The organism is Pseudomonas sp. FG98 (genome assembly GCF_057808595.1).
The window spans coordinates 15,202-30,483 of record NZ_JBMDIJ010000055.1 but is presented as its reverse complement, the minus strand read 5'-3'; the positions used below and the strand labels follow the sequence as shown (position 1 = coordinate 30,483).

Genomic DNA, 15,282 nt, shown 5'->3' with positions numbered 1-15,282 from the left:
GTAGGGGATTTCCTGCGCGAGAAGTGCACCGGTATGGACAACTGCCACTGAGGCCGACTGCCGTTCACCGGGAAATTCCCCACCACGAAAGATGGCTCCTACAATTATTGACGCCTTTTCCTACATCCCTTTTCCCCCTTCTTATCTATAAAACGTCCCCGTTGCGAAAGCTGTATGCATCCTCACAAGCCGCTGCACTAACTGCATCCGTGAGTGTCCGTTCATTAGTCGTGTGTCCGTCACGGCCCACCACGAGGGATTCATTCATGTTCGACATCATCAGGAAGCACTGGCTATTCCTCATGCCGCTGCTTGTCTTCGCCACCTATTACCTGCCGCAGAACGTGATCGGCTTTGCCCGTTATCCGCTCGAGCCGGTCATGACCCTGTTCATCGCCCTGCTGACCAGCGCCCTCAGCTTCATCCTTGCCTATCGCTGGCTGCCGGTGGCCTGGGCCGACCGGCTCGCGGCAGCGCTAAACCTGCCACGGCGCCCCGACCTGATCATGGCGTTCATCGTCGTCCTCTACGTGCTGACGCTCTGGGCAGTGTGCAGCGCCGCAGAACGGGTGCCCTTGCTCGCCGCATTGCAGGGAGCCAGTGCCGAGCAACTGGCCCACTATCGCAACACCTTCATGCGCGGCCAGACCGGCAATGCCGGCCTGGTCAACTACAGCTTCGCCATCCTCAGCCAAGCGCTGATGCCGCTGCTCATCGCTCACGCCTGGTGGCACGGAAAACGCTGGCGGTACCTGGTGCTGGTGCTGTTCATCCTTGGCACCTCACTGTCGCTGTCCAAGGCGGCACTTCTATGTGTTTGCGTGCCCTTGATGGCAGTCTGGCTGATGCGCGGCAAATGGATGAACCTGGCCACCACCGCACTGTTCTTTGTCCTGAGCGTCGCCATGATGTACGTGCTGGCCAGTGGCAGGATCGCCACCTTTTATCCAGTCGAGGCGCCGGCGAATACCCCCATGGCACTGATGCCCGTCGCCGCCCTCGAGGTCAACTATCCCGTGCCGATGTTTCCCACGAACGCCGCGTCGCAACCGCTGCATCATTGGTTTTCGGTAATGCTGGTGCAGCAACAGAAGCAGAAGCAGGTGGTCGTGGAGCCTCCCGCAATGCTTTCCGACGTACCTGAGCAGTACAGTGTGTTCGGCCGTGACAGCCAGTTGGCCCTGATCGCCAACCGCATCCTGTGGATTCCCTACATCACCGCCGTAGATTGGTTCCGCTATCAACAGGAGAGACTGCACGGCGACTATGTGCTGGGGCGCTCGATTCGCCCGCTGGCCTGGGCCCTTGGCCTGAAGCATATCCACCTGGAACGGGAAGTGGCTGCACTGCAATGGGGCGGCGCAGGCGGCTCGACTTCCAACGCGGTGTTCTTCGCCGATGCCTGGCTGAACTGGGGTGTCTTCGGCGTCGTCCTGTACTCGATGCTGCTGGCGCTGACCATCAAGCTGATCAGCACCTCGGGCAATCCGCCCCTGGTCGCGGCCAGCGCCTTTCCGGTATGGATTGCCTGCTTCGCGGCATTACCGCCGGTGTACCTCAGCGGTGGACTCGGATTTCTGTTGGTGTTTGCGCTGCTTGCCCGTCGGCCTGTTGATACGGGGGCAGAAGGACGCCTGCCAGGAAAGCGCATCAAGGCTGCCTGACGCTTGTCTTGATTGTTGCCGCGCTCTGGAGATCGAGCGCCCGCGGGCCGCGTTCGATCTCAACGAAGAAACTTCGCCTGCGCCACCAGCCCCTCCACGTAAGCAGTTTGCGGACGATCAAGCACCTCGCCGCAGGCGCCCTGCTCGATGATCCTGCCGTCCTTGACCACCACGACCCGGTCGGCAATCGCCCTGACCACACCGAGGTCGTGGGTGACGAACACCAGGGTCATGCCCTCTGCCTGCAACTCGCGGAGCAAGGCGAGGATCGCCGCCTGCACCGAGACATCCAGCGCCGAGGTGACTTCATCGCAGATCAGCACATCAGGCTCGCACACCAGCGCCCGGGCAATCGCCACCCGCTGGCGTTCGCCGCCGGAGAGGTGATGGGGGTACTTCGTCGCCGTTTCCGCCGGCAACGCCACTCGCGCCAGCGTCGCCTCGATCCGCTCCCGGCAGGCCGCGCCCTTGAGACCGAAGAAGTGCTCCAGCGGTGCTTGCAGGCATTGGCCAACGGTCTGTCGCGGATTCAGTGCCCGATAGGGATTCTGGAAGATGTACTGGATCCGGTGCCGGGTCGCCGCCTCGCGCTTGCGCGCCACCAGGCTCAGTGGCTGGCCGTCGAACTGCAGCTGTCCGATACCACCCTCCCCCAGCCCGGCCAGGGTCCGCGCCAGGCTGGTCTTGCCCGAGCCCGACTCACCCACCACCGCCAGGCATTCACCGCGGTACACCTCAAGCGACAGGTCGAACAGCACCTGCCGGTCATAGCTCAGGTTCAGCCCACGCAACTCCAGCACCGGCGTGCGCGCTTGCTCGACCAGACGCGGCGGAGCCACCGGCTCCTCCGGCAAGGCGCTCAATTGCGGATGCAGACAGGCGACCTGCTGCACCCCGTCCAGTTCCTGCAACCCGGGTTCGATCGCGCTGCACGCCGCACTGCGCCGCGGGCAACGCGGGGCGAAGGCGCAACCCGCAGGCCGCTGCCCCGGTGCCGGCGCATGCCCGGCGATGGCTCGCAGCTCGCGCTGACGCCCGACTTCCGGAATCGCCGCCAGCAGCCCCAGGGTGTACGGATGCCCCGGCCGCTCGAACAAGCGCTCGCGGCTGGCGACCTCGACGATGCGCCCGGCGTACATCACCATCACCCGGTCCACCAGGTCCTTGATCACCCCCAGGTCGTGGGACACATAGACCGCCGCCACACCCTGCTCCTTGCACAGCCGGCGCACGGTTTGCAGGATGTGCGCGCGGGTGCCGACGTCCAGTGCGGTGGTCGGTTCGTCGAGGACGATCAGCCTGGGGCGCAATACGAACGCCAGGGCCAGCATCACCCGCTGTTGCTGCCCTCCGGAGAGCTGATGGGGAAAGCGCCGGAGGAACTCGCGGGCATCCGGCAGCCCGACATCCGCCAGGGTCTGCTGCAGACGCTGCTCCCGCGCCCTGCGATCCAGCCCCGGCTCATGGGCCTGCAAGGTTTCCAGCAACAGTTGGCCGATACGGATCGCCGGATTCAGGGCCAGCGCCGGATCCTGGGCGACATAGCCGATCAGTCCGCCCCGGGCCCGACGCAATGCATCGCCCTCCAGGGCCAGCAGGTCGGTGCCCGCCACCCGCACCCGCCCGCCATCGATCCGCGCGCCGCGTCGGGCGTGGGCGAGCAAGGCGGTGGCAAGGGTGGTCTTGCCGGAGCCGGACTCGCCGACCAGGCCGAGAATCTCCCCCGGCGCCAGGCTGAAATCGATGTGCTCGATGACATCGGCGCCGCTGTCCAGCGCCACCCGCAGGCCCTCGACCTGCAAGGCCACCGGGGTTGAAACCACGAATGCATTCATGAGCGCGCTCCCGCGCTGTACCGGGCAATGCCTTCGGCCAGCAGGTTGGTGCCATAGGCGAACACCGCGATCAGCAGCGCCGGGGCCAGCACGGCCCACGGCTGGATCAGCAGGCCGGCCTGGTTTTCATTGATCATCAGGCCCCAGTCCGCCGCCGGAGGGGCAACGCCGTAGCCAAGGAAACTCAAGCCCGAGAGCATGCCGATGCCCCAGGTGAGCATGTTGCCGAAATGCACCAGCAGCGGCGTCAGCACGTTGGGCAGAATCTCCCGCAGCAGAATGCGCGTGCGGGAAAAGCCCATCATCTGCGCCGCCTCGACGAACTCCTGGCTGGCCACCGACACCGCACTGCCGCGGGCCAGGCGAATCACCCCGGGAGTAAAGGCGATGGCCACCGTCAGCACGATCAGCCACGGCTGGCGGCCGAGCATGGAGACGATCAGCAGCACCAGGATCAGGTCGGGGAACGCCAGCCAGACATCCGCCAGCCAGGTGATCGCCTGGTCCAAGCGCTGGCGCGACAGCCCGGCGAGCATGCCCAGCACGCTGCCCACCAGCAGCGCCAGCGCCGCTGCCGCCACCGACATCCACAAAATCGACAGGCCACCGGCCAGCAGGCGCGACAGCACATCATGGCCGAGGAAGTCATGCCCCAGCGGCGCCCCGGCAGTGGGCGCGCCATACACCCCGCCGAGCATGTCGGTAGGCGCGTGGGGCGCCAGCCACGGGCCGAGCAGCGCCAGCAGCACCACTGCCAGGGTTACCAGGGCGCCACGGCGAATCGAAGGTTCACGCCAGAATCCTGCGCTGAACATAGTCACTCCTTATCAAGGGGCCTTGGCCGCCGGCCGCCGCCACCAGCTCTGGATTCCGCGTCGACTGCGCTGGATCAGGCCGGCCCGGCGTGCGGTGCGCAGCTTCGGGGTAAGCAATACGGTGAGCAGGTCGGCCAGCAGGTTGATCACCACCACGCCCAGGGTGATGACCAGCACCGCGCCCTGGATCAACGGCAGGTCGCGCATCTGGATCGCACTGTTGAGCAAGGTGCCGACCCCGGGGTAGCTGAACACCACCTCGGCCAGCAACGCGCCGCCGATCAGCACGCGCAGGGTCAGGGCCACGCCCTGGATCGCCGGCACCAGCGCATTGGGCAGGGTGTGGCGCCAAACGATGCGCCGTTCCGATATCCCACGCAGACGCGCCGCGCCGACATAGTCGGAATCCAGGGTCTCGATCATCGACGCGCGCACCAGCCGCGCCAGGTACGGCAGTGCCGACAGGCTCAGGGCTATCACCGGCAAGGCCAGGTAGTCCAGTTGGCGCCACAGCGGCCGGTCCGGGTCGATCAGCGAAACCGCCGGCAGCAGGTCGAAATGCGGCATGGAAAACAGCAGCACCAGGCCGATGGCGATCAGGTAGCCGGGGGTAGCCTTGAGCACGATCAGCGTGGCCAGGCCCCAGCGGTCCAGGCGCGAGTCGCGGCGCAGGGCCAGGCCGACACCAATCACCAGGGCCAACGGCAGCACCAGCAGCAAGACCCCGAGCAGCAGCGCCAGGGTGTTGCCGAAGCGGATCAGCAACAGCCCGGCTACCGGCTGCGCCGAATCCAGCGAGATACCGAGATCGCCGCGCAGCACCTGGGCCAGCCAGCCCAGGTACTGGACCAGGATCGGCCGGTCGAGGCCGAGTTGCTGGCGCAGGGTGAGGATGCTTTCCAGCGGCGCCTCGGGGCCGAGGATCACCCGGGCAGGGTCCGAGGGCAGCGCCTGGGTGGCGATGAACACCACCAGGCTGATGACCCAGGCGGTGAGCAGGCCGTAGCCCAGGCGCCCGACAAACCACGGCAGCCAGGCCGGCAAGCGGGAGGTGCGGATAGGCTCAGGCATGGTTCAACCACAGGCTGTCGAAGCGCCAGGAGGCGAAGGTGGTCTGTTCGCCGTGCAAGCCGCCGACCTTGTGCGAGGCGGCGTCGAGCACGTCGCTGAAGCCCCAGATCAGCAAGCCGCCGCGCTGGTGCTGGATGGTCTGGGCCTCGTGTACCAGCTCGCGGCGCCTGGCCAGGTCGGGCTGGGCCAGGGCCTGGGTGAACAGCTGGGAGAAACGCTCGTCGCGGAAGTTGCTGCGGTTGTAGATCGCCAGCGGCGCGTCGTTGTGCAAGCCGGTGGCGAGGAAGCCGCGGGCCGGCGTCGAGCACGGCGACATCAGCCACTGCTCTTTCTGCGGACCGTTGAACACCGAGGCGTCCACCGGGGTGACCTTGATCTCGATCCCGGCCTTCTTCGCTTGCTGGGCGAACACCAGCGCCGAGTTGACTTCGTTGGCGGTGGTGGTCAGCTCCAGGCGCAGGTCCGAGGCTCCGGCCTGGCGCAGCAGCGAGCGAGCCTGGTCGAGGTCGTACGGGCGCTGGGCGATGGCATGGTTGTAGGTCGGGTCGTTGGGCGAATACAGGTCGTTGGCGATTCGGCCAAAGCCATTCAGGCCACGGCCCACCAGTTCCTGGCGGTCCGCCAGCAGGCGGAAGGCCTGGCGCACCCGCTCGTCCTGGAACGGCGCCTTGGCGGTATTGAGGTTGAAGCCGGTGAACGAGGTGGTCGGCGACACCACCAGTTGCAGACGCGGATCAGCCTTGATCAGCGCACTGTGCTCGGCCTGGATGCCGCTGGCGACATCGATCTGCCCGGCACGCAAGGCCGCGACCCGCGACACCTGGTCCTTGAATTCGATGATTTCCAGCTCGTCGGCATAGGGCTGGTTGGGCTTGAAGTAGTTCTCGAAGCGGGTGAACAACGCCCGCTGGCCCGGCACGAAGCGCTTGAGCCGGTACGGCCCCGCTCCCACCGGATTGTTCGGATCGTAGTCGGTGGGCACGATGCCGCCGAAGGCGATCAGGGTTTCGTCGAGAGGGAAGAAGCTGCGGCCTTCCTTGAAGCGGATCTCGATGGTGCGCTCGTCCAGCTTGCGCAACGCCTGGCGGTCGATGGCGCCGACCAGCCCGGCATAGGGCGAAGCCAGTTTCGGATCGGTCAGGCGCAGGATCGAGAACAGCATGTCGTCTGAGGTGATGCTCTTGCCGTGGTGGAATTCCAGTCCCGGCTTGATGCGGATGGTCCAGGCGCTGGCGTCGGCGTTCGGCTCGGCGAACTCGGCCAGGCCCAGGCGCGTACTGACATCGTCGTTCCATTCCCAAAACTTGCTGTACAGCGCCCAGCCGCGAATGATCCCGCCGCCGGACGGCTTGTGCGCGTCGAGGTTGCCGGCCTGGTCGCCGTCGATGATGCCGACCCGCAGGCGACCGCCGCGCACCGGAGTGCCAGGCGCGACCGCCGCCCCGGCCACGGCGGCGGGTTCACCGCCGCCGCAGCCGCCAAGCAGGCTGGAGGCGAGGATCAGGCCACCACCGACGGCCAGGCTGTTGCCGAGAAACACCCGGCGGGAAAATTCGTTGGGCATGGGTACTTCCTTAGGCCGTTTCGGCGGCCGTGCGGGCCTTGAGGCGCGGAACCTCGAAGCCATGGTCCAGATCGAGCAGCGGGAACAGCAGGTCGGCGACCCGGTGCGCTTCATCGATCAGCGGGAAGCCGGACAGGATGAAGGCGCTGGTGCCCTGGGCCTCGTACTCGCGAATCCGCTCGGCCACCTGTTCGGCGCTGCCCACCAGGTAGGTGCCGGCGGCCGGGCCGAGCAGGTTGAAGCCGAACAGGCTGGGGCCGGTCCAGACGTTGGGGTAGATCTCCAGATCGCGGGCTTTCGGCAGGCGACCGGCGCGGATCGCCTCGACATTGGCCTGGATGCGCGGGTCGTCGCTGTGGAAGCTGTCCAGACTCTGGCCCGGCGGCAACTGCCGTTCGATGGCCGCGCGGGCGGTGGCCAGCGAGGTGTTGTCCAGCAGCTTCTGGGCGTGGGCCCAGGCTTCTTCCTCGGTCTCACGGACGATGATCTGCAAGCGCGTGCCGTAGGTCAGCTCGCGACCGATCTTCGCCGCTTCGGCGGCCACCTTGCGGAACTTGGCGCCGAGCTTCGGCGGGGTATCGGCGAAGCTCAGATAGACATCGAGCAACTGCACCGAATGGGCCACGCCCGGGTCCGAGGTACCGGCGCCCCACAGCGGCACCGCCAGGCGCCTCGGCGGATGCCAGCCCCCCAGCGGATGCCGTGCGGCCGCAGCCGGACGCGGCGCCAGCTTGACGAACTGGCCGTCGTAGCCCTCGGTGCTGCCGGCATAGATGGCCTGGAAGGCGCGCCAGTATTCGAGGCTGAACTGGTAACGCTCGTCGTGCGGGTAATGCACGCCAAGAGTCGCCAACCCGGCATCGCTACCGTTGACCACGTTGAACAGCAGGCGACCACCGGAGAACTCGTCGAAGGTCAGTGCCCACTTGGCCAGCACCGCCGGCGACACCTCGCCCGGATGCTGGGCGACCAGGAAGCGCAGGCGCTCGGTGGCGTCGATCAGCGCGGCGGCCACGGCCAGGCTCTCGTTGGGGCTGGTGCCCAGCAGCGAGCCGTAGAAACCGAGGCGGTCGGCATTTACCGCGATCTGCTTGAGGTGGTTGAAATCGGTCAGCCAGCGGCCCTGCTCTTCCCAGGGATACGGGCCATCGGGGCTGGTGAGGTACCAGAGAATCTTCACTGCCATGATCGAATGTCCTTATGCGCGCGGGCTGTCGTTCGGTGGCACCAGGCCCAGTTCACGGGCCTGGCCGAGCAGCTTGCTCATGGTCCATTGCTGGGTCAGCACGCCGGGGCCGTAGGGGCGCGAGCCACCCAGGGCTTCGGCGAGCAGTTGCAGTTGCGCGCCCTCCTCCAGCAGCAGGATGAATTCCGCAGTGGCCTGCAGGCCCTGGGTGCCCCACACGGTGGAGCCGCCGTTGGCTTCGAGAATGGCCGGGGTGAAAGGGTTTTCCGCGAGGCGGTCGAGAATGAAGTCGACCTCGTCCTGGCGCCGGTCGACATACACCGGCAGCTCGCGGGCCAGCTGGAAGCGCTGCACCGGCACGTAGCTGATCGGCAGGGTGCGCTGGGTCTGCGCCCAGGCGCCGAGGTACGGGCTGTGCACATGGGACACGGTGGTGATTTCCGGGCGCTGGACGAACAGCCGGGTATAGCGGTTCAGCCCGCCCTTGCCCTGGCCGTGCACCAGGTTGCCGGCGAAATCGCTGACCGTGGCCTTCAGCGGCTGGTCCTTCTTCCACGGCCCCGGGTAGTTGACCGAGACCAGCAGCTCGCGGCCCGGTACCCGTTCGATAAAGCCGACGGTGCCGTTGGCGGTGATGCTGTTGGTCTCGCGGTAGACGCGGAAGGCCTCGCCGGCCAGGTGGGTGACGTTGTCGACGAAGTCCTTGAGCTCGGCGTCGATCAGGTGTTCGGCGGTCAGTACGGTCATGTCAGAGGTCCTTGTCTTGGCTGCTGTTGGAGAAGCGCTGCGCCAGCAGTTCATGGGCGGCTTGCAGGGGGCGGTGATCGACCCAGTCGGTCAGGTCGAAGTCGGCTTCGAGGAAGCCATGCAGGTTGAGGAAGGTCTTCTGGATATCGAGGAAGGCCAGGCGCTGCTCGGACAGGTCCGGCGCCAGGGTGGTGTGGAAGTCGCCACGATAGGCCTCGTCGACACCCTCGGCACCGGCACGGGTCTCGTCCTGGAGGATGCGCAGCAGGCCGTCACGGTTGTCCCTGGCCCAGTCGGCGGCGCGCAGGGTCTGGGCGAGGAAGCGCACCACCAGGTCGAAATGCTCGTCGAGCAGGTTCTGGTGCACGGTGATCGGCCGTGGCGTGCCGTTGTTGATGCGGAAACGCGGCTCCAGCTGGTCGAGGTCGATGCCCACTTCCAGGCCCAGGCGGCGGGCGGCGTCGGCGGCGGAAGCGCCCTTGACGTAGACCGCGTCCACCTCGCCGCGCACCAGGTAGTCCAGGCCGGACCACAGGCGTTGCAGGCCCTGCTCGGGGGTCGGCGCGGCGGCCTGGTCGGCCAGCGCCACCTCCACCAGGGTCACATCATCGAAACCCAGGCCGACCGAAGCCAGCGCGCCCTTGTAGCCGTGCAGGCTCATGGCCCGGGCGATGCTGCCGGGACGGTTGTCGCCCCAGGCCGGCAAGGCCAGGCGCTTGCCCTTGAGGTCTTCGGGGCTGCGGATGCCGGAGCCGGGACGCACGAGGATGGTCTGCCATTCCTCGATCCAGGTCAGGCCGATCAGGCGGCTCGGCGAACCGGCGGCACGGGCGGCCAGGGCCGGCACGTTGCCGCCCTCGCGAAACAGACCGGGCAGTTGATGATCGTAGTGGTGATGGCCCAGTTGACGGGCCTCCTGCAGGGTCAGTACCGGCAGGCCGTCGGCGGCGAATTCCTCGCCGAGCCAGCCAAGGGTGTAGGCGATGCCGGACGCGGTCGGCACCGGGCAGCGGGTGAACCAGAGTTGCTCCAGGGGCGTTGCGACGGGCAACGGCAAGGTAGCGGCTAGGGACATGAGTGGGCTCCATCAGGGGATCGAACGGGCCGGGTGGCCTTTGCCAGGGCTATTGCAGCGCTCGTGCCAACTCATCAAGACATTGATTTCATTGGGTTTTATGCCGCTCAGCAGTCAGCGATTGCTGATCTGCCAACACCCACCCAGCGGGACTGCTGCTGCCCCAGCAACAACCGGCCGCGCATTGCTGCTGGAGCAGCAACAGGTACTGATGAAATTGCTGCAGGCCACGTCCGGCAAGGGCTGCAGCCCGATGGCATAGAACCTGCTCCAGGGCTGACACCTGATCATTCAAGGAAGCCTCACCGTGTCTACCCTGCCCCGCCGCCTGGAAAGCGAAGCCCAGGCCATCAGCGCCGCCCACCAGATCGCCGAAGAGATCGCCGCTCTCGCCGCCGACCCGCAACACAACCGCAGCCTGCCCCGGCGCCAGGCCCAGCTGCTGTCCGACAGTGGCATCACCGCCATCGGCATCCCCAAGGCCGATGGTGGCCTCGGCGCCTCGGTCGAGACCATCGTCGAAACCGTGCGGATCATCTCCCGTGCCGACGGCGGCGTCGGCCAGCTGTTGCAGATCCACAACGTGATGCTGCGCGGCGTACTCAACGGCTATCCGGATGAAGTGCGCCAGCGCCTGGTCACCGACGTGCTGGCCGGCAAGCGCCTGGGCAATGCCCTGGCCGAAGTCGGCGGCAAGAACAAGTTTGCCCTCAAGACCCGGGTCGAACGCCGCGACGATGGTGTGCTGGTGCTAAACGGCAGCAAGTTCTACTCCACCGGTTCCTACCTGGCCGAATGGATCTCCCTCACCGCCGCCAGCGATGACGGCGGCGCTGGCGTGCTGCTGCACCGCGACACCCCCGGCCTGACCCTGGAGGACGACTGGGACGCCTTCGGCCAGAACAATTCGGTCAGCGGCACCGTGCGCTTCGACAATATCGAACTCGACGAGCGCTATGTGCTGCGCCGCCAGGGCCCGATGAAACGCACCGGCCTGACCTTCCCGCAGATCCTCCACGCCGCCATCGACACCGGCATCGCCGCCGGCGCCCTGCAGGCCGGCATCGACTACCTCAACCAGCACGCCCGGCCGTGGGTCGAGAGCGAGGTGGAACGGGCCAGCGACGAGCCGCATATCATCCGTCAGATCGGCGAATACGCCGTGGCCCTGCGCGCCGCCGAGTCGCTGCTGCGCGATGCCGCGCGGGTCTTCGATGCCCATGAGCGCGACCCGGAAAACAAGGAGCTGCAGGACGAACTGATCCTCTCGGTGGCCACCGCCCGCGCCCACTCCGACGGCGCCTCGCTGAAGATCTCCAGCGATATCTTCTCCCTGCTCGGCGCCAGTTCGTCCCTGAGCAAGTGGAACCTCGACCGCTTCTGGCGCAACGCCCGGGTGCACACCACCCACGACCCGATCCGCTGGCGCCTGCACCATGTCGGCAACTACTACCTCAACGGCGTCGACCCGGGCGAATACACCGCGATCCTCACCGCCAAGCAAAAGGCCGGTGCCAGCCGCTAAGCCATCGCGCGGGCCGACCCGCGCGTTTTTTCGTCCTGTTTCGAGCCTTCCATGAGCCATCGACACCCGCTGCTGCGCAGCCTGGCGATCTACCGCGAGATGCCCTGGCGTTTCGCCCTGGTCGCCGGGCTGTTCGTTCTTATCAACCTGGGCCTGGTCTGGCAGCAATGGCTGATCGGCCACGCCCTCAATGACGTGACTGCCGGGGTCGCGGTGCGTCGCCTCGACGCTGGCGGCCTCGACGGCAGCGTCGCCTGGCGCTGGTTCTGGGCCATCCTCGGCGTTGCCCTGGCCCGCGCCGTGTTGCAGTACGCGGCATCCCTCGGCTCGCTGATCCTCGGCCAGGAACTGCTCACCCGCCTGCGCGAGCGCATCCTCGAACAGGTGCTGCGCCTGCACCTGGGCTACCACTGGCAGCACGGCATCGGCGAGATCGTCACCCGCACCACCCGCGACGCCGACAAGGTCCGCGATGCCCTGGTGAGCTTCTGGCGGCAACTGGTGGAAACCCCGCTGGTGGTGCTGGCCACGGTCGGCCTGCTCGGCTGGTATCACCCGCTGCTGGCCCTCGGGCCGCTGCTGCTGACCCTGCTCGGCCTGTACCTGTTCGTGTTGCAGACCGACCGCCTGGTCGAGCTGGACCGGGCGGTGGGCGCGGCCTACGACCGGGTCAACCAGGACCTGGCCGAAGGCATCGGCGCGGTGCGGGTGATCAAGTCGTTCGGCCTGCAACAGCAGCGCATCGACGGTTTCAGCGAGCAGGTCCGGCAGTTCACCGGGCTGGCACGGCAGGCCCTGGCCTGGGCCAGTTCGCGGATTCCCCTGCCCCAGGCGCTGGTCGCCCTGGGCCACGTATGGATCCTGATCGTCGGCGCGCAACTGGTCGCCGCCGGCAAGATCGGCATCGGCGAACTGGTCACTTCGCTGTTGATCGCCACCACCCTGGTGTTCCGTATCGAAGGCATTGGCCGGGTCATGCAGACCTTCGCCGATGCCCGCGCCAGTGCCGGGCGCATCTGGCAGTTGCTGGATGCCCCGACGCAGATCGAAAGCGGTCCGCGGCGCCTGCCCGCCGGGCCGCTGGGGCTGCAACTGGAAGAGGTGAATGTCAGCGCCCCCGGCAGCGAGCGCGACATCCTGCGCCAGTGTTCACTGCTGCTGGCTCCCGGCGAAGTGGTCGCCCTGGTCGGTGCCACCGGCACCGGCAAGAGCCTGCTGGCCAGCCTGCTGCCGCGACTGACCGATGCCGGCAGCGGTCGGGTGCTGATCGGCAACCACGAAGGCGGCTGGCAGGACGTGCGTGCCCTCGACCTCAAGGACCTGCGCCAGCGCGTCCACGTACTGCCCCAGGAAAGCTTCCTGTTCGCCGACACCCTGGCCGCCAACCTGCGCCTTGGCGCGCCCAATGCCAGCGACGCCGAACTGCTCGACGCCCTGCACCGCGCCGCCGCCGACGACATTCTCGAACGCCTGCCCCTGGGCCTGGACAGCCCGCTGGGCGATCGCGGCGTGACCCTCTCCGGGGGGCAGCGCCAGCGCCTGTGCCTGGCCCGCGCGCTGCTCGCAGCGCCGGGCCTGCTGTGCCTGGACGACGCCACCAGCGCCCTCGATGCCATCAGCGAACGCCATGTCCTCGACCACCTGCGCCGCCCCGGCGGCCCGACCCTGCTACTGATCGCCAGCAAGGCCACCACCGTCGAGCGTGCCGACCGCGTGCTGTTGCTGGACCAGGGCCGCATCGTCGACAGCGGCCCACACGCCGAGCTGCTGCGGCGCAACGCCGCCTACCGCGACCTGCTGGGGATCGAGCATGAGTAAGAACGCTGGCAATACCGCCATGAGCGATATCGAGATCGAGGAACGCCTGGCGAAAAAGGCCCTCGACCGCAGCATGCTGCAACGCCTGCTGCCGCTGCTGAGGCCGGTGCGCGGCCAGGTGGCCTGGGTAATCGTGCTGGAACTGGTGCTGGTGTTCACCGTGTTCCTGCGTCCGTGGTTCGTCCGCGAACTGCTCGACCACGGGCTGGTCCACGACGGCAACGCCTGGCTGCTCGACCTGCCGCTGGTGCTCTGGCTCGGTGCCGGGCTGGCGGCCAGCTGGCTGGGGCGGATCCTTCTCGGCGGGCTGTCGCAGTACATTGCCGGCAGCGCCGCCATCGCCGTGCTCAATCAACTGCGGGTGCGGGTATTTGCCCATGTCCAGGCGCTGAGCATCGGCTACTTCGACCGCACCCGTGCCGGGCGCATCCTGTCCCGCGCCGACCGCGACGTCGACGCCCTCGAACCGCTGCTGATCCAGGGCCCGCCGGAACTGCTTGGCGCCCTGCTGCGCTGCACCCTGGCGGCGCTGATGCTGTGGCTGATCACCCCGCTGTTCTTCTTCGCCCTGATCGGCAGCGTGCCGCTGCTGTTCCTCGCTACCTGGGCGTTCAAGCGCGTGGCCCAGCGCAACTGGGCGAAAGTTGCCGAGCAGCGCAGTCGCTTTACCGCGCATTTGGTAGAAAGCGTCGGCGGCGTGCGCCTGTTGCAGCAAAGTGGTCGTGAGGCGGACAACCAGCGGCGCTATCGTGGCCTGCTGGACGAGTTCAACAGCGCGCTGATCACCGGCAGCCTGCGTTCCGGCTGGTTCGCGCCGTTCACCGCGCTGCTGGCTGCCGGCGGCATGGCGGTGCTGGTGCTGGTGGGTGCCTACGCCCTGGCCGAAGGCACTGTGAGCGTCGGTCAGGTCGGCGAAAGCCTGTTCTACGTGATGCTGTTCCTCGGGCCCTTGCAGGAGCTGACCGATCTGTTCGAGCGCTATGCCACCGGCTCGGCCTCGGCGCAGCGGATCTTCCTGCTGCTGGATACCGCCCCGGAAATCCGCGATCCCGAGCGGCCGCTGCCGTTGCCACGGGTGCAGGGCGAGGTGCATTTCGACAAGGTGCACTTTGCCTACCAGGCCGATGCCGAACGGCCGGTGATCGACCATCTCGACCTGCGCATCCGCGCCGGCGAGGTACTGGCCATCGTCGGCCCGTCCGGACATGGCAAAAGCACCCTGGTGCAATTGCTGACGCGCTTCTACGAAGTCAACGAGGGTGCGGTGAAGCTGGACGGCGTGGATATCCGCCTGCTCAGCCAGGCCCAGTTGCGCAGGCATATCGGCGTGGTGCTGCAGGACAACGTGCTGTTCGCCGGCAGCATCCTCGACAACCTGCGCCTGGCCGCCCCCGGTGCCGACGATGACAGCCTGATCGCCGCAGCCCGGGAGCTGGGCGCGGACGAAGTGCTGGAACGCCTGCCGCACCAGTACGCGACCCAGGTCGGCAGCCTCGGCAGCCACCTCAGCCATGGCCAGCGGCAACTGGTGTGCCTGGTTCGCGCCTATCTGGCCAACCCTGCCGTGCTGGTGCTTGACGAAGCCACCTCAGCGGTCGACGTGCACACCGAACGACGCATCCAGCGCGCCTTGCGCCGCCTGTGCCAAGGGCGCACGGCAATCATCATTGCCCACCGCCTGGCGACCATCCGCGATGCCGACCGCATCGTGGTGATCCGCCAGGGCCGGGTACAGGAGCAAGGCAGTCACGGGCAACTGCTGGCGGCGGACGGGGCCTATGCGGCGCTGTATCGCAGCCATGACGCGTTGGCCGTGCATGAACAGTGATTGCTTGCGGGGTGCTGCTCAGGCAGCACCCCAGGGTGTCAGGACTGGCCTCATCGCTGGCAACGCCAGCTCCCACAAGGTTCGCGGCAATCCCATATTCCCGGCACGACGCGGACCCTGTGGGAGCTGGCGTTGCCAGCGATGAGGTCCGAGA

11 protein-coding genes are annotated in these 15,282 nt (G+C 67.2%); 4 read left to right on the top strand and 7 right to left on the bottom strand.

Annotation, left to right across the window (positions count from 1 at the left end; translation table 11 throughout):
• Window positions 1-209 precede the first annotated feature (209 nt).
• Window positions 210-1,664: a hypothetical protein gene (locus ACODSK_RS23910; protein ID WP_489019565.1), complete on the top strand. Its 1,455-nt coding sequence runs from the start codon at window positions 210-212 to the stop codon at window positions 1,662-1,664.
• A gap of 59 nt (window positions 1,665-1,723) precedes the next feature.
• Here ACODSK_RS23910 and ACODSK_RS23905 read toward each other — a convergent pair whose 3' ends face one another.
• From ACODSK_RS23905 to ACODSK_RS23875, 7 genes are read right to left on the bottom strand one after another with little or no spacing between them, the layout of a single operon-like run.
• Entirely contained in the window at window positions 1,724-3,499 is a 1,776-nt protein-coding gene (locus tag ACODSK_RS23905) for a dipeptide ABC transporter ATP-binding protein (RefSeq protein WP_489019564.1), read from the bottom strand.
• Window positions 3,496-4,314, bottom strand: coding sequence for an ABC transporter permease (locus ACODSK_RS23900; RefSeq protein WP_489019563.1), 819 nt, complete (start codon window positions 4,312-4,314; stop codon window positions 3,496-3,498). Before ACODSK_RS23900 ends, ACODSK_RS23905 begins: the two co-directional genes overlap by 4 nt.
• A 12-nt stretch (window positions 4,315-4,326) precedes the next feature.
• Entirely contained in the window at window positions 4,327-5,385 is a 1,059-nt protein-coding gene (locus ACODSK_RS23895; RefSeq protein ID WP_489019562.1) for an ABC transporter permease, read from the bottom strand.
• Complete coding sequence (locus tag ACODSK_RS23890) at window positions 5,378-6,949, bottom strand: ABC transporter substrate-binding protein (protein WP_489019561.1); 1,572 nt, start codon at window positions 6,947-6,949, stop codon at window positions 5,378-5,380. The genes ACODSK_RS23895 and ACODSK_RS23890 overlap by 8 nt, the downstream gene beginning before the upstream one ends.
• A gap of 10 nt (window positions 6,950-6,959) precedes the next feature.
• Window positions 6,960-8,135: an LLM class flavin-dependent oxidoreductase gene (locus ACODSK_RS23885; protein WP_489019560.1), complete on the bottom strand. Its 1,176-nt coding sequence runs from the start codon at window positions 8,133-8,135 to the stop codon at window positions 6,960-6,962.
• Window positions 8,136-8,147: 12 nt separating this feature from the next.
• Window positions 8,148-8,882 (bottom strand): class II aldolase/adducin family protein, encoded by a 735-nt coding sequence (locus tag ACODSK_RS23880; protein ID WP_489019559.1) that lies wholly within the window; start codon window positions 8,880-8,882, stop codon window positions 8,148-8,150.
• 1 nt (window position 8,883) lies between these two features.
• The gene (locus ACODSK_RS23875) at window positions 8,884-9,957 is read right to left on the bottom strand and encodes an ABC transporter substrate-binding protein (RefSeq protein WP_489019558.1); all 1,074 of its coding nucleotides are present in this window, start codon (window positions 9,955-9,957) and stop codon (window positions 8,884-8,886) included.
• A gap of 307 nt (window positions 9,958-10,264) precedes the next feature.
• Between ACODSK_RS23875 and ACODSK_RS23870 the strand changes: the two genes are divergently transcribed.
• The 3 genes from ACODSK_RS23870 to ACODSK_RS23860 are packed head-to-tail and all read left to right on the top strand — an operon-like array spanning window position 10,265 to window position 15,128.
• The gene (locus tag ACODSK_RS23870) at window positions 10,265-11,482 is read left to right on the top strand and encodes an acyl-CoA dehydrogenase family protein (protein ID WP_489019557.1); all 1,218 of its coding nucleotides are present in this window, start codon (window positions 10,265-10,267) and stop codon (window positions 11,480-11,482) included.
• A 51-nt stretch (window positions 11,483-11,533) separates the two neighbouring features.
• On the top strand, window positions 11,534-13,300 hold the full coding sequence (locus tag ACODSK_RS23865) for an ABC transporter ATP-binding protein (protein WP_489019556.1): 1,767 nt from the start codon (window positions 11,534-11,536) through the stop codon (window positions 13,298-13,300).
• A complete protein-coding gene (locus ACODSK_RS23860) occupies window positions 13,293-15,128 on the top strand; it encodes an ABC transporter ATP-binding protein (protein WP_489019555.1) in 1,836 nt (611 codons plus the stop codon). The genes ACODSK_RS23865 and ACODSK_RS23860 overlap by 8 nt, the downstream gene beginning before the upstream one ends.
• Window positions 15,129-15,282: the final 154 nt, after the last annotated feature.

What these genes read in the sequence shown, in the direction of transcription:
- ACODSK_RS23895 (WP_489019562.1), bottom strand. Translation starts at nt 5,385, where the DNA reads ATGCCTGAGCCTATCCGCACCTCCCGCTTGCCGGCCTGGCTGCCGTGG.
- ACODSK_RS23885 (WP_489019560.1), bottom strand. Translation starts at nt 8,135, where the DNA reads ATGGCAGTGAAGATTCTCTGGTACCTCACCAGCCCCGATGGCCCGTAT.
- ACODSK_RS23880 (WP_489019559.1), bottom strand. Translation starts at nt 8,882, where the DNA reads ATGACCGTACTGACCGCCGAACACCTGATCGACGCCGAGCTCAAGGAC.
- ACODSK_RS23900 (WP_489019563.1), bottom strand. Translation starts at nt 4,314, where the DNA reads ATGTTCAGCGCAGGATTCTGGCGTGAACCTTCGATTCGCCGTGGCGCC.
- ACODSK_RS23905 (WP_489019564.1), bottom strand. Translation starts at nt 3,499, where the DNA reads ATGAATGCATTCGTGGTTTCAACCCCGGTGGCCTTGCAGGTCGAGGGC.
- ACODSK_RS23890 (WP_489019561.1), bottom strand. Translation starts at nt 6,949, where the DNA reads ATGCCCAACGAATTTTCCCGCCGGGTGTTTCTCGGCAACAGCCTGGCC.
- ACODSK_RS23860 (WP_489019555.1), top strand. Translation starts at nt 13,293, where the DNA reads ATGAGTAAGAACGCTGGCAATACCGCCATGAGCGATATCGAGATCGAG.
- ACODSK_RS23875 (WP_489019558.1), bottom strand. Translation starts at nt 9,957, where the DNA reads ATGTCCCTAGCCGCTACCTTGCCGTTGCCCGTCGCAACGCCCCTGGAG.
- ACODSK_RS23865 (WP_489019556.1), top strand. Translation starts at nt 11,534, where the DNA reads ATGAGCCATCGACACCCGCTGCTGCGCAGCCTGGCGATCTACCGCGAG.